The sequence below is a fragment of the Bacillus sp. NPDC094106 genome, assembly GCF_044764345.1.
In the GTDB taxonomy this organism is placed as follows: domain Bacteria; phylum Bacillota; class Bacilli; order Bacillales; family Bacillaceae_G; genus Bacillus_A.
The window spans coordinates 185,936-209,444 of record NZ_JBIWHY010000007.1; the positions used below are offsets into that span (position 1 = coordinate 185,936).

The 23,509-nt window shown below is 35.5% G+C and carries 20 protein-coding genes; 5 read left to right on the top strand and 15 right to left on the bottom strand.

Annotated features, from left to right (window positions below):
- Positions 1 to 382: 382 nt before the first annotated feature.
- Positions 383 to 1,681: an MFS transporter gene (locus ACIQ7L_RS13030; protein WP_400569657.1), complete on the top strand. Its 1,299-nt coding sequence runs from the start codon at positions 383 to 385 to the stop codon at positions 1,679 to 1,681.
- A 47-nt stretch (positions 1,682 to 1,728) separates the two neighbouring features.
- Here the strand turns inward: ACIQ7L_RS13030 and ACIQ7L_RS13035 are convergent, their stop codons facing one another.
- The gene (locus ACIQ7L_RS13035) at positions 1,729 to 2,799 is read right to left on the bottom strand and encodes a nitric oxide synthase oxygenase (RefSeq protein WP_400569659.1); all 1,071 of its coding nucleotides are present in this window, start codon (positions 2,797 to 2,799) and stop codon (positions 1,729 to 1,731) included.
- Positions 2,800 to 3,030: 231 nt separating this feature from the next.
- On the opposite strand from ACIQ7L_RS13035, the gene sodA reads away from it, so the two are divergent.
- Entirely contained in the window at positions 3,031 to 3,657 is a 627-nt protein-coding gene (gene sodA, locus ACIQ7L_RS13040) for a superoxide dismutase [Mn] (protein WP_400569661.1), read from the top strand.
- 190 nt (positions 3,658 to 3,847) lie between these two features.
- Here the strand turns inward: sodA and ACIQ7L_RS13045 are convergent, their stop codons facing one another.
- From ACIQ7L_RS13045 to trhA, 3 genes are all read right to left on the bottom strand, one after another.
- On the bottom strand, positions 3,848 to 4,438 hold the full coding sequence (locus ACIQ7L_RS13045; RefSeq protein ID WP_400569760.1) for an AmiS/UreI family transporter: 591 nt from the start codon (positions 4,436 to 4,438) through the stop codon (positions 3,848 to 3,850).
- A 447-nt stretch (positions 4,439 to 4,885) separates the two neighbouring features.
- Positions 4,886 to 5,902, bottom strand: a complete 1,017-nt coding sequence (galE, locus tag ACIQ7L_RS13050; RefSeq protein WP_400569662.1) for a UDP-glucose 4-epimerase GalE — start codon at positions 5,900 to 5,902, stop codon at positions 4,886 to 4,888.
- Between the two features lie 192 nt (positions 5,903 to 6,094).
- Positions 6,095 to 6,742, bottom strand: a complete 648-nt coding sequence (gene trhA / locus ACIQ7L_RS13055) for a PAQR family membrane homeostasis protein TrhA (protein ID WP_400569664.1) — start codon at positions 6,740 to 6,742, stop codon at positions 6,095 to 6,097.
- Positions 6,743 to 6,896: 154 nt separating this feature from the next.
- On the opposite strand from trhA, the gene ACIQ7L_RS13060 reads away from it, so the two are divergent.
- Positions 6,897 to 7,457, top strand: coding sequence for a DUF1836 domain-containing protein (locus ACIQ7L_RS13060; protein ID WP_400569666.1), 561 nt, complete (start codon positions 6,897 to 6,899; stop codon positions 7,455 to 7,457).
- Between the two features lie 122 nt (positions 7,458 to 7,579).
- Here ACIQ7L_RS13060 and ACIQ7L_RS13065 read toward each other — a convergent pair whose 3' ends face one another.
- The 10 genes from ACIQ7L_RS13065 to ACIQ7L_RS13110 all read right to left on the bottom strand — a co-directional run bounded on the left by ACIQ7L_RS13065 (position 7,580) and on the right by ACIQ7L_RS13110 (position 18,955).
- On the bottom strand, positions 7,580 to 8,194 hold the full coding sequence (locus tag ACIQ7L_RS13065; RefSeq protein ID WP_400569668.1) for a hypothetical protein: 615 nt from the start codon (positions 8,192 to 8,194) through the stop codon (positions 7,580 to 7,582).
- A complete protein-coding gene (locus ACIQ7L_RS13070; RefSeq protein WP_400569670.1) occupies positions 8,184 to 8,735 on the bottom strand; it encodes a sigma-70 family RNA polymerase sigma factor in 552 nt (183 codons plus the stop codon). Before ACIQ7L_RS13070 ends, ACIQ7L_RS13065 begins: the two co-directional genes overlap by 11 nt.
- Before the next feature lie 261 nt (positions 8,736 to 8,996).
- Positions 8,997 to 10,442 carry a DEAD/DEAH box helicase gene (locus ACIQ7L_RS13075; protein ID WP_400569672.1) on the bottom strand — a complete coding sequence of 482 codons (1,446 nt, stop codon included), beginning with the start codon at positions 10,440 to 10,442 and terminating at the stop codon, positions 8,997 to 8,999.
- A 606-nt stretch (positions 10,443 to 11,048) separates the two neighbouring features.
- Complete coding sequence (lhgO, locus tag ACIQ7L_RS13080) at positions 11,049 to 12,281, bottom strand: L-2-hydroxyglutarate oxidase (RefSeq protein ID WP_400569674.1); 1,233 nt, start codon at positions 12,279 to 12,281, stop codon at positions 11,049 to 11,051.
- Between the two features lie 243 nt (positions 12,282 to 12,524).
- Complete coding sequence (glaH, locus tag ACIQ7L_RS13085) at positions 12,525 to 13,463, bottom strand: glutarate dioxygenase GlaH (protein ID WP_400569676.1); 939 nt, start codon at positions 13,461 to 13,463, stop codon at positions 12,525 to 12,527.
- Positions 13,464 to 13,738: 275 nt separating this feature from the next.
- Positions 13,739 to 13,915: a hypothetical protein gene (locus ACIQ7L_RS13090; RefSeq protein WP_400569678.1), complete on the bottom strand. Its 177-nt coding sequence runs from the start codon at positions 13,913 to 13,915 to the stop codon at positions 13,739 to 13,741.
- A gap of 150 nt (positions 13,916 to 14,065) precedes the next feature.
- Positions 14,066 to 14,425 carry a DUF3870 domain-containing protein gene (locus ACIQ7L_RS13095; RefSeq protein WP_097894484.1) on the bottom strand — a complete coding sequence of 120 codons (360 nt, stop codon included), beginning with the start codon at positions 14,423 to 14,425 and terminating at the stop codon, positions 14,066 to 14,068.
- A 34-nt stretch (positions 14,426 to 14,459) separates the two neighbouring features.
- On the bottom strand, positions 14,460 to 15,902 hold the full coding sequence (locus ACIQ7L_RS13100; RefSeq protein WP_400569680.1) for an aldehyde dehydrogenase family protein: 1,443 nt from the start codon (positions 15,900 to 15,902) through the stop codon (positions 14,460 to 14,462).
- A 36-nt stretch (positions 15,903 to 15,938) separates the two neighbouring features.
- Entirely contained in the window at positions 15,939 to 17,261 is a 1,323-nt protein-coding gene (gene gabT, locus ACIQ7L_RS13105) for a 4-aminobutyrate--2-oxoglutarate transaminase (protein WP_400569682.1), read from the bottom strand.
- A 260-nt stretch (positions 17,262 to 17,521) separates the two neighbouring features.
- Complete coding sequence (locus ACIQ7L_RS13110; RefSeq protein ID WP_400569684.1) at positions 17,522 to 18,955, bottom strand: amino acid permease; 1,434 nt, start codon at positions 18,953 to 18,955, stop codon at positions 17,522 to 17,524.
- 505 nt (positions 18,956 to 19,460) lie between these two features.
- On the opposite strand from ACIQ7L_RS13110, the gene guaC reads away from it, so the two are divergent.
- Positions 19,461 to 20,444, top strand: a complete 984-nt coding sequence (guaC, locus tag ACIQ7L_RS13115; protein ID WP_400569686.1) for a GMP reductase — start codon at positions 19,461 to 19,463, stop codon at positions 20,442 to 20,444.
- Between the two features lie 187 nt (positions 20,445 to 20,631).
- On the top strand, positions 20,632 to 22,446 hold the full coding sequence (pepF, locus tag ACIQ7L_RS13120; protein WP_400569688.1) for an oligoendopeptidase F: 1,815 nt from the start codon (positions 20,632 to 20,634) through the stop codon (positions 22,444 to 22,446).
- Between the two features lie 58 nt (positions 22,447 to 22,504).
- On the opposite strand, the gene ACIQ7L_RS13125 is transcribed toward pepF, so the two are convergent.
- The gene (locus ACIQ7L_RS13125; RefSeq protein ID WP_400569689.1) at positions 22,505 to 23,383 is read right to left on the bottom strand and encodes a radical SAM/SPASM domain-containing protein; all 879 of its coding nucleotides are present in this window, start codon (positions 23,381 to 23,383) and stop codon (positions 22,505 to 22,507) included.
- Positions 23,384 to 23,509: the final 126 nt, after the last annotated feature.

Below are 23,509 nucleotides of genomic sequence, written 5' to 3' on the forward strand. Positions count from 1 at the left end.
GTAGGTTACTTTTTATTCTGCATAGCAGGGGTTTAGATGTCGAAAAATTAAAATGGATTTATATAGTTAGTTTTATTATCGGAAAATAGTGAAGGTATCGTCAAGAAGAATAACATATATTTTATAAGATGCTACAATAGAAGATTACAAAAATAATTATTCTCTTTATTTGACAACACAATCAAAGAGTGCTAAAAATAAAGTAATCTAATTACAGTCCTTTAACACAGCCCCGTGAGGTTGAGAAGGAAGTCGGAATATAAATACGCATGTTCTTTCATAAGGGATACGTATGCTTTTTTTGGCCTTCTCACAATACTAGGTGAGAAGGCCTTTTATTATTCTTCCATAGCGACTGTATAACAAATGAGGAGGAGTAATGATGAATATCACAGGTGAATTACAACAAGTAGCAGAGGAGACAAAAGCAAAACGATATAAGACATTGCTTGGTTCTGCTCTAGGCTATGCAGCAGAAGGTTTAGATATGCTACTCTTGTCTTTTGTACTCGTCTATATTTTAAAGGAATTTCACTTAACACCAGTAGAAGGCGGAAACCTTACACTAGCAACAACACTTGGGATGCTAATCGGTTCATATTTATTTGGATTTATTGCCGATTTATTTGGACGCATTCGAACAATGGCTTTTACCATTTTATTATTCTCACTAGCAACAGCACTAATCTATTTCGCAACAGATTATTGGCAATTGTTAATTCTTCGCTTTCTAGTAGGTATGGGTGTTGGTGGTGAATTTGGAATCGGAATGGCCATCGTAACAGAAACATGGTCGAAAGAAATGCGTGCAAAAGCAACTTCTGTTGTCGCACTTGGATGGCAATTTGGAGTGTTAGTTGCTTCATTGCTTCCAGCCTTTATCGTTCCACACTTTGGCTGGAGAGCTGTTTTCTTATTTGGTTTAATCCCTGCCTTACTAGCGGTCTATGTTCGCAAAAGTTTAAGTGAACCAAAAATATGGGAACAAAAACAACAATATAAGAAGGAATTACTACAAAAAGAAACAAAGGGCACTTTAACAGTTGATGAAGCAGAACAACTAAAGCATATGAAAAAGTTTCCCCTTCGTAAATTATTTTCAAATAAAAAAGTAACACTGACAACGATCGGACTTATTATTATGTCATTTATTCAAAACTTTGGATACTATGGTATTTTCACATGGATGCCTACAATTTTAGCGAATAAATATAACTACACATTAGCGAAAGCAAGTGGATGGATGTTTATTTCTACAATCGGAATGTTAATTGGGATTGCAACATTTGGAATTTTAGCTGATAAAATTGGACGCCGTAAAACTTTTGCAATCTACTACATCGGTGGTACTATATACTGTCTGATTTACTTCTTCCTATTTACAGATGCAACATTTTTATTATGGGGAAGCGCCTTACTTGGTTTCTTTGCTAACGGTATGATGGGAGGATTCGGAGCAATTTTGGCAGAAAACTATCCAGCAGAGGCACGATCTACAGCCGAAAACTTTATTTTCGGTACTGGCCGCGGGTTAGCGGGATTTGGACCAGTAATTATCGGGTTGCTTGCTACAGGTGGAAATTTACTTGGAGCATTATCACTTATCTTCATCATTTATCCAATTGGGCTCATTACAATGCTAGTATGTGTACCAGAGACGAAAGGAAAAGTACTAGATTAAGCTTAATCAAAAAAGCATTGAAATCTTTTATTTCAATGCTTTTTTGATTATTTATGAAAGAAATTCGGAGTAAGAATATCATTCGGATAAGGTTTATGATAAATATGAGTTGTAGCCGGCGATAATGGCGGAATAAGCCATACCCAGTTTCCTGTCACTACGCGACCACAAGCAGCCTCTTGCTTTTCAAATTGCTGAAACTGCTGTGCAGCTGTATGATGATCAACAATACTTACTCCTTGCTTTTTGAAAGAATGTAAAACAGCTACATTTAATTCAACTAATGCTTTATCCCCCCATAGCGTGCTATTTCTAGATGTATCTAAACCCATCATCTCTGCAACAGCTGGAAGCAAATTATAACGATTATGATCCGCCAAATTACGAGCCCCAATCTCAGTCCCCATATACCAGCCATTGAAAGGTGCCGCTGTATAGGAGATTCCTCCGATTTCTAAACGCATATCTGAAATGATCGGTACACCATACCATTTTGCTCCTAGAGATGAAAATGGATATTCTGGATGCTCAATTTCAACTTCTTTTACATCCTCCTTAGGAATTTCCCTATATATAGGCTCCTGTCCATCAATAGAAAATACCAATGGCAATATATCAAAATTTGTGCCTTCACCATTCCAGCCAAGCTCCTGACAAAACGCTGTAAATGAAGCAGAATGAGCATCGCCAATTAACCCTACTTCCGTTTCATACCCTGCATAACGAATCAATTGATGATTATAAATACGAATATTATTCTGTTCACTACTATATTGCTTGAAAATTGTAATCGTCGGTTTAATTTTCCCATCATTCGTTGCATATCTAATGTGATGAATAAGTGCATTATACACACCTTCCTCATCATTCACTTCACGAGCATCTAATATATGCATTTTATTCCAAAATAATCTTCCGATACATCGATTACTATTTCTCCAGGCCATCCGTGCACCGTGAACAAGTTCATCAAAAGTGTGTTCATACGTTCCTGTCCGCTCTATTTCCGATACAATTTGGTTGAGGCGTTCTTCTATTTGCTGTTCTCTACCAAGCTCTTGATAGCAAGTTGTAATAAACTTTCTTGCTTCATCTATTAATTTCTTCACTTTATTCATAAGCAATCTCCTTCTGTTTCAACAACACACTACTACTTTACAGTATAAGCAAAAAGGTGTGTTGTAACAAACAAAATCAAAAGCGTCTATTGTCTTCACTAAAGCTCGTTTTTTCAGAAAATTAATAGAATTATATGTTTTATTGTTGACTTATAAAAAAAACAAGTGTATTTTTGAGTTAGGTAAAATATTTTTACCGCGGGCAACTTTAGAGAAAAGGAGGTGAATTATATGTCTTCATTTCATTTGCCTGAACTTTCATATGACTATGATGAATTAGAGCCATATATTGATGGTGATACTTTGGCACTTCATCATGGAAAGCATCACGCGACATATGTAAAGAATTTAAATACAGCTTTGGAAGGTTATAAAGAATTGCAGAACAAACCTTTAGAAGAATTATTATGTAATTTAAACACTCTTCCACCAGACATTGTTACAGCTGTAAGAAATAACGGTGGTGGACATTACTGCCATAGCCTTTTTTGGGAAGTGATGAGTCCGAAAGGTGGAGGCGAACCTAATGGAGACGTTGCAAAAGTAATTGATTATTATTTCAATACCTTTGACAACCTAAAAGACCAGCTTTCCAAGGCAGCAATTAGTCGCTTCGGAAGTGGATATGGATGGCTTGTACTTGATGGTGACGAACTCTCTGTCATGAGCACACCAAATCAAGATACACCACTGCAAGAAGGAAAAATCCCATTGCTCGTAATTGATGTATGGGAGCATGCTTATTATTTGAAGTATCAAAACCGTCGTCCAGAATTTGTTACGAATTGGTGGAATACGGTTAACTGGGATCGAGTAAATGAAAAGTATTTACAAGCAGTTAAATCACAAAAACATTAGTTATGCGTATAAGGTAAATTTGGTAATGTCGTCGAAATCCTCCAAAATCCCCCGGATTGCCACCGGGGGATCTATGAATAACCATTACATGACTTTGATATAATGTTCCAATATATGATTTACATCAGTCTCTAACATTCTAAACTGAAATCCTAACTCTTTTGCTCTCGTATTATTTATCGTACAACCATTACCGCACTCGATATTTAAAAACACAATAACAAAAGTATAAAATTGAAAGCACTGAGACATAAATCCATGCCTGATAAACTACTGATGTTTCCCATATCCCCATAAAATAAAGAAGAGAAGGAAACGTGAGCGTTACCCATGATTGTACAAATGCTATTCTGCCAAGATATTGATTTATATTCTTTTTTTGTACATTTAATACAAAGAATAGGTACCAAAGAAGTGCCCACATAAACCAAGTCAGTGCATTAACGATGTCTTGAAATTGAACAAACGATACAGCCATATAAAATAACGCGACAAGGGCCACCCACAGACAAAACCAACCTAACCCATTACCACTCATTCCTGTTATAAAGGTAATGCCTACATATAAATAAGTTAAACCAAATAGAAAAGTAGCTGCATATGAATAAATAGTCCAATTACTTTGATCAGAAATCATAATAAGATAAAACGGAATTACAATTTGTAGTACCCCTACAAATAAATTAAAAACACCTGCACTTTTTTCTTCAGCTTTCCCTAATATAACAAGACTATTTAAAAATAAAGCTGCACCTGAAAGCAATAATCCAACGTAACCCATATATGTTTGTGTGAAAATCATGTTTTTTCACACCTTAACCTCCTCACAACATAAAATTATACTAGTGATATCTTTCTTCTGATTTAGAGCTGAATACATGAAAATAGAAAATATTTTGCTGGTTCACAACGATATTTTCACAAAAATGAGTCAGACCTCCTACCTTAGAAAAGAAAGCTACACAAAATACTATCGCATGTTTTAAAGCGCTTTCAACGATATTTATTCCTATCAAACAGTAAATAGGATTCCTTGATTATAAACTTACTTCGAGAACGATACAAGCGTTAGAATTCATTAAACACACGATAAGAATCATATATCCTACTATTGTTTCGAGTGGATAGGAAAGAAAATGGTCCCAGCACTATGTACTGAGACCATTTTCTCGAAAAATTATTACAAAATTTTTCACCTTATAGACTATTAGTCATTTCATCCGATATATTACACTTCTTGATAACCGCTCTTATTATTCGACTGCCATTTCCAAGAATCCGCACACATTTCTTCCAGGCCTCGTTTTGCTTCCCATCCTAACTCTCGTTTTGCTTTAGATGCATCTGCAAAACATACAGCTACGTCTCCAGGACGACGTTCCGTAATTTTATAAGGAACAGCCTTTCCTGACACTTTCTCGAAAGCCTCAACCATTTCTAATACACTATAACCAGTACCAGTACCAAGGTTATATGCATCTACTCCTGTTGTACCAAGAATCTTTTCAAGAGCCTTCACATGACCAGCTGCAAGGTCAACAACGTGGATGTAATCACGGACACCCGTACCATCTTTTGTTGGATAATCATTTCCAAATACGCTTAACTCTTTTAATTTACCAACCGCTACTTGTGTTACATATGGCATTAAGTTATTTGGAATTCCATTTGGGTCTTCTCCAATGCGGCCGCTTTCATGTGCACCAAAGGGATTGAAGTAGCGAAGTAATGCAATGCTCCACTCTGGATCAGCTACAGCTACATCACGCATAATCTGTTCAATCATTAATTTTGTTTGACCATACGGATTTGTTGCACTTAATGGGAATTCCTCTGTAATTGGTGATGTTTCAGGAATCCCATACACAGTTGCAGATGAACTGAAGATCATTTTTTTCATATTATGCTTCTGCATAACATCACATAGTACTAATGTACTTGTAATGTTGTTATGGTAGTAAGTAAGCGGTATTGTTACTGATTCTCCAACCGCTTTTAAGCCAGCAAAGTGGATGACTGCTTCGATTGTATTTTCTCCAAAAATCGTATCAATTTCCTCACGATTTAAAAGATCTTCTTTATAAAATTTAAATTGTTTTCCTGTTATTTCTTTTACTCGATTTAACGACTCTACTGAGCTATTTGAAAGATTATCAACTACTATGATTTCATAACCGTTATTTAACAATTCTACGCATGTATGACTACCAATATATCCTGCTCCACCTGTTACAAGTATGGCCATAATTATAGTCCTCCATATTTTATTCATTATAAACTTTTAAAATTATACCACATATTCCCTAGTACATGTTTATTCCTCAAAAATACCATCTTACATTTTATCCCATATATACTTTTTATAATGACCAGTTCCCATTAAAGAAGCTACATAACTTATGCTATGTAGCTTTATTATATATATAATTTTTTCTCATTAAATTACATAACAATATACACTTAAAAAATGAGCAAGACTACCTAGCAATACAAAAATATGAAAAATCTCATGATGTCCCATGTACTTAAACTCTAACCACTTTGGTTTTGCACCATAAATGAATCCACCAATCGTATAAAAAATACCTCCAAGTACTAAAAGTATGATTCCTCCCGTACTTAGGCTTTCTGATAACGGTGCAAAGAATAAGACAATTAACCATCCCATCATAAGATAAATTGCTGTTGATAACCATCTTGGACAATTAAACCAAAACATTTTAAAAACAATACCGCATATCGCGGTCACATAAACTAGCACAAATAATAACAAGCCGTTTGCATCTTGTAAGGTAATTAGGCAAAAGGGTGCATATGTGCCTGCAATTAACATAAAAATCATAGAATGGTCTAGTTTTCTAAAGAAATAAATAGTACGCTCATTTGCTATAACACTATGATATACAGTAGAAGCTGCATAGAGAATCATCATTCCTAATCCAAATAGGATAACCGCCGTAATTGTAGCAAAAGATGGCATGTTCACAGAAACTTTCACAAGCATAGCTAACAAAGCAATAAATGATAATACGGCGCCACCTAAATGGGTAAACGCATTAACCGGTTCTCTTATATAAGCATTCATATTAACAACCCCTCATATAATTACATGTAGTTTTAATAACTACATGTAATTATATACACAATCATTTCAAAGGTCAACATTTACAATTCATTTGTTTCGTAATACCATATTTAAAGATAAAATGTACATCATTCCTACAAAGGTGAGGGTTTATATGGAAAACATAAAGAACTTACTCGAAACATTACATTTAGAGAAAAATATTACACTTGAAGATATCCCTAATGTGGATTTATACGTAGATCAAGTTGTTCAACTATTTGAAAATAACTACGGTGATACAACAAGAACAGAAGACGAAAAAGTACTAACAAAAACAATGATCAATAACTATGCCAAGGGAAAATTATTCATCCCTATAAAAAACAAGAAATACTCAAAAGAACATATGATTTTAATCAGTTTAATTTATCAATTAAAGGGTGCTCTCTCAATTAATGATATTAAAAGCTCGTTGGCGAATCTCAATGAGAAACTACTAAACGACAATACGTTTGAATTGGACACCCTCTACAAAGATTATCTCAACCTTACAGAAACAAATGTTGAAAACTTTAAAAAAGATGTAGATACACGAGTAGCTGAGGTAAAGGCTGCTGCTTCATTTGAGGATAAAGAGTTGGAAAAATTCTTATTGCTGACTTCTTTTGTAACAATGAGCAATATGTATAGACGTTTAGCAGAGAAATTAGTGGATGATTTGAAGGACTCTTAAACATGAAGAAGAGCCATCGAAATCGATGGCTCTTCTTCATAGAATTTTTACTGATGCCGTTCTAAAAATTCAGATATACGACGATACACATACATTTCATTTTCTTTCTTTGTAAATCCATTTTAATGATCTCTTTTCGAATGAATCTCTCTATCAAAATACTTAGCTATAATATCTCTATCCGAACTATTAATAACCATATTAATTCTTCCTTGCAAATACCCATACAACATCCAGCTCGAACATTCCCTTAGCTGGCTATATTTATCCTTTTTAGCTTTAAAACATAATACCGTATGGTTCTTTCTTATTTTGTAATAGTATTTAAAGATATCATTATAATCAATAATGTATACTCTTTGAATTTGATAAAGCTCCTTTACTTCATAGATCATAATTTTATCTCTTGTTCCAAAAACGACGAATCGATTTCCTACATCCATAAGTACTAATGGCATTGCTGCATAGTCTGCTGAACACATAATTGCGCCCACATAGTAGCCACCTGTAGCTTGAGCTTGAAATTGTAATTCGATAAATTCGTTTTCTTCTAGTTCATTATTTGCCTTTTCTTCTATCTCTTTAAGATTTTCTCTAGCAATTCGTTTTCTAATATCTTTTTTCTTATTCTCCAAACTCCCAATAAGGCGCTCCCCTATTGCTTCAAATTGGGATATTTCTTGTTCATCCCACTGCTCGAAAACAATTCGATCGATACTATAGTTTTCACAATTCATAATACCCCTCCATTACTCTTTTTAACTTTTGCTTTCCCCTTGATAATCTTGTATACACTGCACTTGTACTCATATGTAGTCCTTTTGAAATATCCTCTATACTCTCATCAGCAATATACCTTCGATAAAAAATATTATGGTCTACATCATCTAGCTGATGAATAGCCCCTAAAACAAACTCTTTTTCCTCTTCTTTGAGCAATACTTTTTCTACATCTCCATCATCTTGTAAAATCAGTTGCTCTATTGTTTGTTCAATATGCTTTTGCTTAAGTTTCCTTTTATAATCTAGCGCCTTAAACTTTGCAATAGAAATAATCCAATTCTTAAGCTGTCCTTTTTCAATTCGAAAGCTGTCTATTTTATACCAAAGTATGAGGAGGACATCGTTATAACACTCTTCAATTTCTTCTCTTTCATGGTGCTCCCCTAATACACTCCCAATTACTCCATAAATCAACTTACTATATTGAAGAATCAATTGATCCAATGCTTCTGTATTTTGTTTTTTTATTTCATCTACTAATTCCCTATCATTCATATCCGCTCCCCCTTCACTTATATATACGAATGAAATAAATATATTCTTACATGATTTCCTTATTTTTCATAAAGTGAAACTTTAATCAGTGGGGGGGTTTCTTTATCCCCCACTGATTATTAGCCCTCACCAATCGAGCTTTTACGGGCAGTTTATCTCCCACCTTACTTCTTTGTCTTCACCAAATTTTGAGGTGGGAATACTACTGCCCGTTAATTCGGGATAAAAAAACTATCCACCTGTTAGAGTGGATAGTTCCCTTTACTTAATCGCCTCATGAACCTTTAACTGTTTCCCTTTTATCGTTGTATTTTTCATTACTCTTAAAACGAGTGGCCCTTTTCCGTTTAATATATCAACATAGGAGACATTATCCTGTATCGTAATAATCCCTATATCATCCGCCGTAACGCCTGGAATCTTGGCAATTGTACCAACGAAATCTACTGCTCGGATTTTCTTTTTCTTTCCGCCATTAAAATACAATTTCATAATTCCCTTATTTAGGTTAGCACTCTTATCTTTTTTCATCATCGGCTTAGCATTTATTTTTTCTTCAAATGCCGCCTTTCTTTTTGTAACTTCTTCTTTTGAAGATGCATCTATTTTTACAATTTCAAAACCGATATACTCTTCAATTTCTGCCAAAAATCTATCTTCATACGGCGTTACAAATGTAATTGCTTTTCCGCTATTACCAGCACGCCCCGTTCTTCCTGTACGGTGTACATAACTTTCTTTTTCTAATGGGATATCATAGTTAATTACGTGTGTAATATTCTCAATATCAATTCCTCGCGCTGCTACATCTGTTGCTATTAAATAACGGAATTTACCCTTTTTAAAGTCATTCATTACTGCAAATCGATCTTCTTGCACCATACCGCCATGAATTTTATCACAAGGATAACCCGAGCGCTTTAACTGTCTAAATACATGGTCTACATTTTCTTGCGTACGACAAAAAATAATACAGCTATCTGGATTTTCAATGATTGTTACATCTTTAAGAAGCGAAAATTTCCCCTCTTCGCTCACTTCCAAAAGGGTATGTTCAATTTTATCTGTCGTAATACCAGATGCTTTAATCTCAATATTGATTGGCGATTCCATATATGTACGAGATAAATTTTCAACGTCTTCCGGTAATGTCGCAGAAAATAGCATCGTCATTCGATTCGTAGGTAATTCGTCAATAATCGCTTCTACTTGATCGATAAAACCCATATTTAACATTTCATCTGCTTCATCAATTACTAAATACTTCAGACTTTCTAAAGCCAAAGTACCTTTTTCAATATGATCTAGCACACGCCCGGGAGTTCCAACTACAACATGTGTCTTTTGCTTTAGTTCTAACTTTTGACGTGCAAATGGTGACTTACCGTACACAGCAACTGCCTTAATTCGTTTAAATCTTCCTATATTCGTAATATCCTCTTTTACCTGTGCAGCAAGTTCCCTTGTTGGTGTAAGAATTAATGCTTGCGGCTTATTTTCCTCCCACTCAACCATTTCACAAAGTGGAATACCAAAAGAAGCGGTCTTCCCACTCCCCGTCTGTGATTTTACAACAAGATCCTTCTTTTCTAATGCAACTGGAATTACTTTTTCTTGTACTACTGTTGGACTTTCATATTGCAAGCTAGTAAGAGCCCTTACAATTTCTTTACTTAATGCGTAATCTTTAAAACTTCTTTTACTCATGTACGAACCTCATTTTGTTATATATTCTTTTATCTCGCTATTTACGAACAATAGCACCTTCAAATTCAGTGAAAACAAAGAAATTAGGCGGGAGATGAACTGTCTGTAAAAGCCCAATCGGTGACCCCCACTGATTAAAATTTCACTTTATATATTTTTCACCATTGTATAAATATCATATGCATAGTTCTATTATACTTGAATCCGCCTCTTAATCGGAATTAATACATATATATGACGAATTTTCCCCTAAGATTGGGGAGAGCTTAGGGGAAGATTTGAAGGAATTGAAAAGAAAATACGAAGTTATTAGGAACACTACCTATATAAATCCATTTTAATGTTTCGACATCTAAATCCCTGCTATGCAGAATAAAAAGTAACCTACACTCGTTTGCCCTTTCTATTTTTAAAAGGCCCTGACCGCTTCTATGCATGGCCAGATGCTCTCTCCCACCTAAAAAGAGGCGGTTTATGTCGTTTTTTTAATTGATGTATATAAAATAAGATAAAGAAAAAGCAGTATTCCTACCTCTAATACTCTTTTCTTTATCCATTTTATGTGAAATATCTTTCTGTATCATAATATTATTTCGATATAGTCAATTAAGCCCGTAGACTAGATATTCTCGAAGAACTTACACGATCTGCTACTGAATCAGGAATTTGGTCCGCAATTGCCTCTCCAATTTTCAAACTTGCAGTTGCAGCTGGAGATGGAGCATTGCAAATATGCATTGCATTTATCCCTGTAATGATACAAAAATCATCTACCATATTCCCGTTGGCTGTAATCGCTTGAGCTCTTACACCAGCATGTGTTGGAACAATGTCTTTCTCCGTAAGATCTGGTATTAAACGCTGTAAGCTTTTAAGAAACGACTGTTTACTAAACGATCGAACCATCTCTTTCATGCCCTCTTTCATATTTGGCATTGCCATTTTCCAAAAGCCCGCATATGTCATGGTCTCCATAAAATCTTTTAAATCAAAGTCTTTTTTCGTATATCCTTCGCGCTTAAAACTTAATACTGCATTCGGCCCAGCATGTACCTCCCCATTTATCATTCGAGTAAAATGAACACCCAAGAATGGAAAATCTGGATTTGGAACTGGATAAATTAAGTGTTTTACAAGATGGCGTCTTTCGGGAATTAGTTCATAGTACTCTCCTCGAAAAGGAACAATCTTCATATCTGTTATTAACCCTGATTTTTTTGCTATTCGATCACTATGTAATCCAGCACAATTAATCATAAATCGTGTTGCAAACTCTCCTTTATTTGTCTCAATTGTAACAATATCTTTTTTATCATAAATACGTTCTGCCTTCGTTCCTACATGCACTTCTCCTCCACGCTCTTTTATATAATGTGCAAGTGCATAGCTTACTCCTTTATAATCTGCAATACCGCAAGAAGGAACACGAATAGCACCTAATCCTTTTACATAAGGTTCAATTTCAGCTAATTCCCCCTGATTGATTTTAGAAATATCCAAACCATTTTGAGTCCCTCGTTCATAAAGATTATGTAACAGAGGCAATTCTTCTTTTTCAGTAGCAACAATAACTTTTCCACACATATCATAAGCAATTCCATTTTCTTCACAGAACTTGACCATAGCCGCATTACCTTCTTTTGCAAATCTGGCCTTAAAACTACCTGGTTTATAATAAATTCCTGAATGAATAACCCCGCTATTATGTCCAGTTTGATGGTGTGCAAGTTCATTTTCCTTTTCTATTATTGCTATTTTGGCATGGGGAAATTTTTTTGTTAACGCCATCCCAGTAGATAGCCCTACAATACCGCCCCCAATTATTATAAAATCATACATAATTTTTCCTCCTCGAAATACATTAATTTGCTTCCGCATATATCATGAAAGGCAGGCCATATAAAGGCCCGCCATCATTAACATTTTTGTTTTACCCCGCATTAACGGGCAGTAATACTCCCACCTCAAAATTTGGCGAAAAAAAAGAATTTAGGTGGGAGATAAACTGCCCGTAAAAGCCCGATTGGTGAGGGCTAATAATCAGTGGGGATGAAGAAAACCCCCACTGATTAAAGTTTCACTTTATTTTGAAAAGCATCCGCGTTGACGCATTAATTCTCGATATAAACCCTTGTTCTTTTCAAAAGGAGCTCTTCCATGCATCCAAAATAAATTATTTAAAAGAACTAAATCTCCAACAGGTAACTTTAGTGCATGAGTTGCTGTAGAATTTTCTACGGACTCTGATAGCTCTTTAAAATACTGAGCCTGCTCAATATTTTCAGGATAAACAAACTGATCAATAAAACAAATACACGGTGCATTGTTTACATCAAAAAATGTTTCACGCTGTACAATCTCTTGTGCATTTTTACTTGGAGGTGCTTTATATGTGATCTTTACAGATGCTAACGGATGGTTTCTGAATTTATTAAGTTCTTCCCAATCGTCTAAATGAAGTAAACGAGATTCCCCACCTATCGCATTTCTTTCTGCAAACTTCATCATAAGTAACCAATCTGTAGGTTCATCAACAAATGTCCCATCTGTATGAAGGGTGAATAGACGATAAGCCTGACGCAAGTAAGAATCACTATTATCCGTGTCCTCTACATGAAACCTCGCATAGTATGTGCCTGTCATTGCATCAAAGTTCGAAGTACCAATTAAATGCGTCAATGCAGTCGCAAATTTTACATAATCAGCTGCCTCTGATGTTTCACCTTGCACCCCAATTGTAAATCCCCCTGTTTCACGATCATGGATAATCCCCCTGATATTTTCCATAAAAGACCCACCAAATATTTTTTTCATTTGATCAGCAAGAATAAAACGAGAATATGGCATATACTGCAAGGATTGTTCAGAATGTTCTTTTACCTCAGTAAAAAATTGTTGAAGTAACTGATTATCTAGAATGATATGATACAGCCTCTTATGTTCTGGATGAGGAGTAATTTCATACCCTTCATACTTTTTAGCAAATTTCATTTGTATTTCTTTTTCAATAATCGCTGACATATTAACTCCTCCTTAGTATGAAAAAACTAAAAAGCCAGTCATACGCGTCCTACAATGCATAATTGTAGAAGCGTATAACTGGCTTAAAATTACGGATGTTCTTTAATTTCTTAAAGTACAATAATAATAGACAGTTTTTTATTAAACTCCATATAAAACATGAAATGAAGATCGAGATAGAGAAGGCTAATTTCTCATATGGATCCGTCACCTTATAAGTAAATAATAATTCAAAATTTTCTGACTGTCAATGCATTTAATAGCATTTTTTCCTTTTATGATTTACTAATTTGAATTGCGTCTGCTGGTTTATAATAATCGGGGTTTCCCTCGTTCCCTTGATTACATACTTGGCACATTTTACATGCTTTCACGATTGCCTTATTCCCCGTACATACCCCTTTTTGCTTTGGTGATTTCCTAAAATTTTGAGCTTCACTTAATCTCCCCATATTCTTTCCTCCTTGTATAGAAATGAAAAAGCCAGTTATATTTCGCTCACCAAATAAGCGGAAATATAACTGGCTCTTGTTTACGAATATTCTTCAGAAATTGAAGTATAATAAACTCGGCAGTTCTTATTTTAAAATTCAAAAAAATAATTATTTTAATTGAGCAGTTTCCTCTAATTCCTCTTGAGGATTATTGCCATTTAAATAGTTTGTATATTGCCGGTACAAATCTTTCAAAGCACTAATAATAGCATTTTGTGCTTTTCCCTGATAATGATAGGAAATCTCTTGAATCACATCATCAATACCATCACGCAGACTGTATCCCCTTAAAATTTGGGCGATAAAATCTCTCCCATGTTCTGTAGCAAGGGTACATGAGGATTCAATAATTACATGATATTTGTGATCAGCTTCTATTGTAATTGTTAATGTTTCATAGACACTGCGTACAGCCATCCCCTTCGGAAGCCTCGCATGTCCTGCCATAAAAAATGTCCCTTTGCGCATTTTCATCCCCCATTATTATGCATGATTTCATCCATTACATCTGATCCATATATACTGTCTTCACTCTTGTATAGAATTCTGCAGCCGTTTTTCCTTGTTCACGCGGTCCATCACTTGAATTTTTCATTCCTCCAAACGGAACCTGTGGTTCTGCTCCCGCAGTTTCCGAGTTCACATGAACCATGCCAACTTCCATATCATCGATAAATTGTTGAGCAAGACTAAGATTATTTGTACAGATAGATGCACTCAGTCCATATTCGGTATCATTAGCTAATTGAATGGCTTCTTGATAATTTTTCACCTTAAATAAACAAATAACAGGACCAAAGATCTCTTCTTTCGCAATCCGCGCCTCTCTAGACACGTCCTCAAAAATAGTAGGCAGAACATAATAACCTTGTTTCAATTCATGTTCTTCTAATTCATTTCCCCCGCAAATTAAGGTCCCCTCTTTTTTACCTTCCTCAATCATTGATAAAATAGACTGATATTGTGATTCAGATACACATGGTCCCATAAAAGTATTATCTTCTAATGGGTTTCCAATCTTAAGAGCTTCCGTACGTAATACTAACCGATTTCGAAATTCTTCATAAATATCTTCTTCAATTATGATCCTACTTGTCGCCGTGCATTTCTGCCCTGTGGACATAAATGCGCCCTTAATTGCAATATCTACTGACTTATCAATATCTGCATCATTTAATACAACTAATGGATTTTTTCCTCCCATTTCTAGTTGTACTTTTTTCCCAGTAGCGATCGCCTTTTCTTGAATCATTTTTCCGACCCCATTGGATCCTGTAAAAGATATTGCTTTTATATCTGGATTTTCTGTTAGCTCCGTTCCAACTACTGATCCCTTCCCAAATATACAGTTGATAACTCCACTAGGAATTCCTGCTTCATGAAAAGCATTTACTAAGTGATATACTGATTTTGGTGTAATTTCAGCAGGTTTTATAACAACTGTATTTCCATAAATAAGGGCCGGAGCCATTTTCCATGCAGGGATGGCAATTGGAAAATTCCATGGCGTAATTAATCCCACTGGGCCAATCGGCACCCGCTTACTGTAAAGCATCGTTTTCGGATTAGCCGAAGGGATTATGTCTCCAATTGGTTGAGTTGCTTCTCCTGCATAATATTCTAAAATACTAATTGCTCGCTTTGTCTCCCCAATGCCCTCAGTAAGTGTCTTTCCTTCTTCCAGCGTTAAATCATAACCTATTTCTGTAACCCGCTCTTTTAAGATAGCTGCCGCTTTCCATAAATAGTTTGCACGTTGCTGAAATGATAGGCATTGCCAATCTGAAAATGCCTCTTTAGCCGATGCGATTGCTATTTGTGTATCCTCTACTGTACTTAGCGGAAATTCCCCAAGTACTTCTCCATTATGAGGATTATAATTTTTAGAATACTGACTTGAAATTGGCTCTTTCCACTGACCGTTTATATAATTACAAAACTTCACTATACTCCCTCCAGCTTAACAATTAATTGTTCTTTATTATTTAGATACGTTAGCAATTGCTGATTCAAGAATATCAAGTCCTTCTTCAAGTTGTTCATCTGTTATAACAAGTGGTGGTAAGAAACGCAGTATATTTCCATAAACCCCAGCACTTATCGTAATTAAGCCTTTACTATGTGTTTCTTGCATAACAGTTTTAACCTCTTCACTTGCAGGCTCTTTTGTATTACGATCTTTCACAAGTTCAATAGCCGTCATAGCACCGAGACCTCTAACGTCCCCAATCACATCATATTTATCTTTCCAACTATTAAATGCATCCATCATACGCTGACCAATAATTTGAGCACGCTTCACTAAATTTTCTTCTTCAATTACGTCTAAAACTGCTAAAGCAGCTGCACAAGAAGCTGGGCTTCCTGAGAAAGTACCCCCAAGTTGTCCAGGACCTGGTGCATCCATTAACTCAGCACGCCCTGTAACAGCACTAAGTGGCATCCCTGCCGCAATTGATTTTGAAAATGTCATTAAATCAGGTGCTACACCGAAGGAATCCATTGCAAATAAGCTTCCTGTACGAGCAAATCCTGTTTGAATTTCATCCGCAATCATCAAAATTCCATATTTATCGCAAAGGTCTCTTACCCCTTTTACAAAAGTAGCAGTTGGTACAATAAAACCGCCCTCTCCTTGAAGTGGTTCTAAAATAATTGCGGCAATATTATCACTGGCAACTTCCTCTAACATAAAACGTTCGAAATAATCCAAAATCTTTTGATCCACTTCTTCTTTTGTCATTCCTTCTTCTGCACGATAATAATACGGATATGGAAGTTTATACACATCTGGGGCAAATGGTCCAAATCCATGTTTATAAGGTTTCACTTTACTCGTAAGAGACATTGTCATGAATGTACGTCCATGATATGCACGTTCAAATGAAACAATAGCACTTCGCCCCGTAGCCTTACGCGCTATTTTCACCGCATTTTCTACTGCTTCTGCACCGCTATTTGCAAACATTGTTTTCTTTGGAAAATTTCCCGGTGTAAGCTCATTAAATCTCTCAGCTAACGCAATATAACTTTCGTATGGAGCAACGTGAAAACAACTATGAATGGAGTTTGCAACCTGCTCTTGAATCGCCTTCACTACTTTCGGATGACAATGGCCAACATTTTGCATGCCAATTCCACCCGCAAAGTCTATTAATTCGTTTCCATCTACATCTGTAATAATGGCCCCTTTTGCAGATTGAACATATAAATGAGTAATATTATATGGACCTACAGGCACCGCATTATTTCTTCTCTCATGTAAAATATCAGATTTTGTCGTTACAATATTTTCTTTTAACATTTAGCATACCCCTTTTACTCTATCATTTTAAAATTCTCTTCCCACTTAAACCTATATAAATCCATTTTAATTTTTCGACATCTAAATTCCTGCGATGCAGAATAAAAAGTAACCCACACTCGTTTGCTCTTTCTGTTTTTACTTCGCATGTGGTAGAAAAAGGCCCTGACCGTTTCTATGCATGGCCAGATGCTCTCTCCCGCCTAAAAAGAGGGGTTTTATGTCGGTTTTTTAATTGATGTATATATAGAAATTACCCCTTATTTTTCCTCCAAACTGATCCCCGAATTTTTCATCATTGTCAGCTCATCTAATTCCGTTTTCTCACTCTTTACTGGTATCCTTCCATTTCTAAATCTCCAAAAATAAGAAACTATAACAATGGCAGTTGCAAGCAGTGTAAGATAAAATTGCATACGCATATCTTCTATAAATACTTGAGAAACAAATATAGCAACAATCACGCAAAGGGTCGCGTAAGTTAAATACGGAAATAGCCACATTTTTACTTTTAATTTTTCCGGTCCTTCTTTTTCAGCTATTCTTCTCAATTTAATATGGGAAACTGCAACAAACATATACATAAGCATTGTGACTCCACCTGAACTATTTGCTAAAAATGCAAATAATTTATCTGGTGACAAAAATTTAAGCATCGCACAAATAAATGCAAATAATATACTTGCAAGTATTGCCCAAATTGGCGCTCCTCTACTATTTAATTTGGAGAACAATTTAGGGGCATCACCCTTTTTAGCGAGGGAAAACAACATGCGAGAACTGGTATATAATCCTGAATTTAAAACGGATAATAAAGAAAGAAATACAACCCCATTCATAATTTCAGCAGCTGCGGGAATTCCCGCCATATGAAATAAACTCGCATATGGAAATTGTAATAATGATTCATTGTTCCAAGGAATGAAAATAACTAAAATTGAAACAGAACCAACAAAGAAAAGCATTAGCCGCCATACAACAGCGTTAATTGCCTTTATTACATTTTTTTCTGGATTTTCCGATTCACCTGCTGCAATAGCTGCTACTTCACTTCCAGACAAAGAAAAGGAAATAAATACAACACTAAGAAATACCGGAAGGATCCCCTTCGGAAAGAAACCGCCATTTTCAGAAATAATGGATAAACTTGGTCTTTCCACCCCTGGAACAATTCCTATAATCATTGCAATACCCAAACCTAAAAATACAAGTATCGCTGTAACTTTAATAAGCGCTAACCAATATTCAAATTCCCCATACAATTTTACAGAATAAATATTTGTAATTGTCATCAGAATAATCATTGATACACTAGCAAGCCATGCCGGTATAGAAGGAAACCAATTGTTAATCATCGCGCCTAATAACACTGCCTCGATTGCTACAATAATGACCCAGTTGAACCAATATAACCAACCGATTGTATATCCTGCCCAAGGTCCAATAGCCTTATGTGCATATGTTGAAAAGGAACCACTATCAGGATTTTCTGCTGCCATCTCTCCGAGCATACGCATTACTAATACAACAATTAAAGCTCCGATGATATAAGACAGTATTGCACCAGGACCCGTTGTACGAATGATTGTCCCACTCCCAACAAATAACCCAGCTCCAATAACCCCCCCAATTGAAATCATCGTTATATGCCTGGTTTTTAGCTCTTTTTGCAATTCATTTTTTACATTAGCCAAAAGATCACCAACCTATAATTTTATTTTCGAAGATCCATTCATTATAGTAACCACACATACATAACTTACATGATTCATCAAAAACCAGAATAATTGATAACGCTTTCTGAATATCACCTATAAGCTCTCCTACTCATTCCTTATGTATAGGTAAAATAAAAAGAGCCAGAAAAACAATGTAAGAAATCACATTGGATTTTACTGTCCCTATCCTTATGGCTCGTCTTCCTGCTAAGGAAGTTCAAGTGGAAAGAAGCCAATTATCCTTTATTTAATTAAGTGTAACAATACCCGGTTTTGCAGGGAGGCTAATCTCTGTCATCGGATAATATAGTAATAATAATACAAATATACTGAATATTCAAGAATTATTTTAACAATTTATCCCTATTTGATATATAAATACTAAAAACTTTGACTTATTGAGGAAAATGATGTACATTACCAATTGGACGAACAATTTTATATAAAAATAGTAAATCATTCGTATTTAGGGGTGTAAATGATGGAAAATGTATTTGACTATGAAGATATTCAATTAATTCCTGCAAAATGTATAGTGAACAGTCGTTCTGAATGTGATACAAGCGTAGCTTTAGGAAAACATACATTTAAGTTACCTGTTGTACCTGCAAATATGCAAACGATTATAGATGAAAAAATTGCAACTTACTTAGCTGAAAATAATTATTTTTATATTATGCATCGTTTTGAACCAGAAAAACGTATCTCATTCATTCAAGATATGCATTCACGTGGATTAATTGCATCCATAAGTGTTGGGGTTAAAGAAGAAGAGTATGAATTCGTACAGCAATTAGCTGCTGAACAGTTTTTACCTGAATACATTACAATAGATATCGCACATGGCCATTCCAATGCTGTGATAAAAATGATTCAACATATTAAGAAATACTTACCTGAAAGTTTTGTTATTGCAGGGAATGTAGGAACTCCAGAAGCAGTAAGGGAATTAGAACATGCTGGTGCCGACGCAACGAAAGTAGGCATTGGACCTGGTAAGGTATGTATTACGAAAATTAAAACTGGATTTGGAACTGGCGGTTGGCAATTAGCTGCACTTCGTTGGTGTGCAAAAGCTGCAAGTAAACCAGTTATTGCTGACGGTGGTATTCGTACACATGGTGATGTAGCGAAATCAATTCGATTTGGTGCAACTATGGTTATGATCGGTTCACTATTTGCTGGTCATGAGGAATCTCCAGGGGAAACAATTGAAAAAGACAGTAAGCTTTATAAAGAATATTTTGGTTCAGCTTCAGAGTTCCAAAAAGGTGAAAAGAAAAACGTCGAAGGTAAAAAGATGTTTGTCGAGCATAAAGGTTCTTTAGAAGATACGTTGATTGAAATGGAACAAGATCTTCAATCTTCCATTTCTTACGCTGGTGGAACAAAATTAGAAGCAATCCGTACTGTAGATTATGTTGTCGTTAAAAATTCTATTTTTAATGGGGATAAAGTATATTAAGAAGATTATTTGTCATTTAGAATATAGAACTAAAAATGAGCACAGTACTTTATTTTGTACTTGCTCATTTTTTATTTTTCAAGAGATTTCTTTAATAAATTATACTAAGTATATAATTTATTCCAATTTACTGAATTTTCTAGTATTATGTTGTTAGATATCATAAAAAATACGGAGGATATTAAAGATGAAAAATGTAATAGAAAAACGCCTTACTCGTTCAGAAGTCTCTCCCGAATTAACATGGGATCTCACCGATTTATATGCATCCGATCAAGATTGGGAGAATGCACGAAAAGAATTAGAAGAAGAGATGAAGAAAATTGATGCCTTTAAAACGAAATTACATACCGGATCAAAAACTTTATTAGATTGCTTACTCCTACAAGAGCAGCTTTTAATGAAATTGATTAAGCTTGTGGCCTTCGCAAGCTTAAATGAATCTACAGATCGAACAGATCCAATTATTCAGGCAAATTCATCAAAAATTTCTACCTTGGGCACGAAATTATATACAGCTTTATCTTTTATTCCGACTGAAATTCTCACATTAGAAGAAGGGACGATTGAAAGATATCTTCAGGAAGAAACAGAGCTTGAATCTTTCCGGAAATCACTACTAGAAATTCTTGAATCGAGAAAGCATAAGCTTTCACCAGAAACAGAAGAAGTTCTTGCAGCACTTGGTGAAGTCCATGGGGCTCCTTATAAAATTTATGGAATGACTAAGCTGGCTGATATGACGTTTTCTCCTATTCAGGATGAACAGGGTACGGAATTACCAGTATCCTTTGCATTATTTGAAAGTCGTTATGAATTTTCTCCTAACACAGATATTCGTAGAAAAGCGTATACATCTTTCGTTTCAACGCTAAAACAATATAAAAACACCGTTGCTACTACCTATGCCACAGAGGTGACAAAACAAGTTACACTCGCTCGTTTGCGTAAGTATGAATCTGCTACTCATATGCTTTTGGATCCACAAAAAGTCACATTCGAAATGTATAACAATCAAATAGATATTATTTATAAAGAATTGGCACCTCATATGCGCCGCTTTGCTAAGCTTAAAAAGAAAGTATTAGGACTTGAACAAATGCTTTTTTGTGACTTGAAAGCACCACTAGACCCAGATTTCAATCCAACAATTACTTATGAGGAAGCTAGTAAACTCATTCTAGAATCTTTAAAAGTATTAGGTCCTGAGTACAGTGAGATCATGGAAAAGGGTTTTAAAGAAAGATGGGTAGATCTTGCAGATAACGTTGGAAAATCAACTGGTGCCTTCTGCTCTAGCCCGTATGGATCACATCCTTATATCCTTATTACATGGCAAGATAACATGCGCGGTTGTTTTACATTGGCACATGAATTTGGACATGCTGGGCATTTTTATTTAGCAAATAAAAATCAACGTATAATGAATGTTCGTCCATCCATGTATTTCATTGAAGCACCGTCTACAATGAATGAAATGCTACTAGCTCAACATTTACTCGCTACAAATGAAGATAAAAGAATGCGCCGCTGGGTTATCTTGCAGCTACTAGGAACTTATTATCATAACTTTGTTACCCATTTACTTGAAGCAGACTATCAACGTAGAGTATACGCTTTAGCTGAGGATGGGAAGGCCCTCACTGCAACAACCTTAACAGAAGTAAAAACAGCTGTTCTTTCAGGGTTCTGGGGCGATACGGTTGAGATTGATGAAGGAGCAGGCCTAACGTGGATGCGTCAACCTCATTATTATATGGGCTTATATTCATACACATATTCTGCTGGCTTAACTGCATCGACTGCCGTATCCCAATTAATTCAAGAAGAGGGGCAGCCAGCTGTTAATCGTTGGCTCGATGTACTGCGTGCAGGCGGAACGATGGAACCACTTGAACTAATGAAGCATGCTGGAGTTGATATGTCGAAACCAGACCCAATTCGCAAAGCTGTTTCTTATGTCGGTTCATTAATTGATGAATTAGAGCGTTCTTATCAATAATACTAAAAAAACAAGACCTCATGAGAATGTATTTATCGTTCTTATGAGGCCTCATTTCTTATTTCCCAAACCTTTTACGATACCCACATTTTCTACATAGTTCCTCCACTGCCACTCTCCGTGAAAATCCATCTACCAGATTTTTCGCTCTATCCCTTTCGATAATTTCTGAAAACGAGGCCTCATTAATATTTCCAAGGTTAATGATTCCCTCCCCATCTAAACAACAAGGAATAACAGTTCCGTTCGCTAAAATACCTGCTTGATTTCGAAGACCATGACAGAAGCCCTTTCCATCATCCTCTTCTTCATGCAAGGCCGGCCACTGAAATTCGTAATCTTGATTGATGAAGATACGATCCGCAATCTTCACACCGCTTCCTGGTGTGATCCTCTCTTCAATTTTGTACTGTAAATCAAATTCTTTCTCAATGATTTCTAGTAATTGTCTGTTTCTTTGTATTTCAAGATTCGTCTTATTGTCTTGCGTCAGGTTCCATAGTCTCAGCGAAACAATTAATTCTGATTGACTCGTTGCTTCTTTAATAAAGGAAAGGATGCTTCTTACATATCCTTCTTTATCTTCAGATCCTGGATGACCATCAAAACTATGAAGTGAAAAATTCATCTGCCTTAGTGCAGGTTTATTTAATAATTTATGCCTCTTTTTATTAATTAACGTTCCATTGGTTGTAATATTAACTTTAAACCCTTTTTCATGACTTAGGTCTAATAATTGATCTATTTTAGGATGGAGCAGCGGCTCACCTTTTACATGTAAATAAATGTAGTCTGTGTGAGGTTTAATCTGGTCTAATCTCTTAGAAAACTCCTCCACAGAAAGAAATTGCTTCTGTCGTTCTGTTGGCGGACAAAAGCTGCATGCGAGATTACATACACTAGTAATCTCTAAATAAAACTTCTTAAACTTTTTCAACCTCAATTCCCCACTTCTTTGACTACTTAGAACAGGATAAAATATTGTTCTATCACTATTACAGCACAATTTTTCAGAAATGGGAACATGCTTATTCAAGGAAACTAATGTTACCATTTTCTCTAT

Coding starts and splice junctions, on each gene's coding strand:
- ACIQ7L_RS13035 (WP_400569659.1), bottom strand. CDS start 2,799: ATGAATAAAGTGAAGAAATTAATAGATGAAGCAAGAAAGTTTATTACA.
- ACIQ7L_RS13095 (WP_097894484.1), bottom strand. CDS start 14,425: ATGCGCAAAGGGACATTTTTTATGGCAGGACATGCGAGGCTTCCGAAG.
- ACIQ7L_RS13075 (WP_400569672.1), bottom strand. CDS start 10,442: ATGAGTAAAAGAAGTTTTAAAGATTACGCATTAAGTAAAGAAATTGTA.
- lhgO (WP_400569674.1), bottom strand. CDS start 12,281: ATGTATGATTTTATAATAATTGGGGGCGGTATTGTAGGGCTATCTACT.
- galE (WP_400569662.1), bottom strand. CDS start 5,902: ATGGCCATACTTGTAACAGGTGGAGCAGGATATATTGGTAGTCATACA.
- ACIQ7L_RS13065 (WP_400569668.1), bottom strand. CDS start 8,194: ATGAATTGTGAAAACTATAGTATCGATCGAATTGTTTTCGAGCAGTGG.
- ACIQ7L_RS13030 (WP_400569657.1), top strand. CDS start 383: ATGAATATCACAGGTGAATTACAACAAGTAGCAGAGGAGACAAAAGCA.
- gabT (WP_400569682.1), bottom strand. CDS start 17,261: ATGTTAAAAGAAAATATTGTAACGACAAAATCTGATATTTTACATGAG.
- ACIQ7L_RS13070 (WP_400569670.1), bottom strand. CDS start 8,735: ATGAATGATAGGGAATTAGTAGATGAAATAAAAAAACAAAATACAGAA.
- sodA (WP_400569661.1), top strand. CDS start 3,031: ATGTCTTCATTTCATTTGCCTGAACTTTCATATGACTATGATGAATTA.
- ACIQ7L_RS13045 (WP_400569760.1), bottom strand. CDS start 4,438: ATGGGTTACGTTGGATTATTGCTTTCAGGTGCAGCTTTATTTTTAAAT.
- trhA (WP_400569664.1), bottom strand. CDS start 6,742: ATGAATGCTTATATAAGAGAACCGGTTAATGCGTTTACCCATTTAGGT.
- ACIQ7L_RS13090 (WP_400569678.1), bottom strand. CDS start 13,915: ATGGGGAGATTAAGTGAAGCTCAAAATTTTAGGAAATCACCAAAGCAA.
- ACIQ7L_RS13060 (WP_400569666.1), top strand. CDS start 6,897: ATGGAAAACATAAAGAACTTACTCGAAACATTACATTTAGAGAAAAAT.
- glaH (WP_400569676.1), bottom strand. CDS start 13,463: ATGTCAGCGATTATTGAAAAAGAAATACAAATGAAATTTGCTAAAAAG.
- guaC (WP_400569686.1), top strand. CDS start 19,461: ATGGAAAATGTATTTGACTATGAAGATATTCAATTAATTCCTGCAAAA.
- pepF (WP_400569688.1), top strand. CDS start 20,632: ATGAAAAATGTAATAGAAAAACGCCTTACTCGTTCAGAAGTCTCTCCC.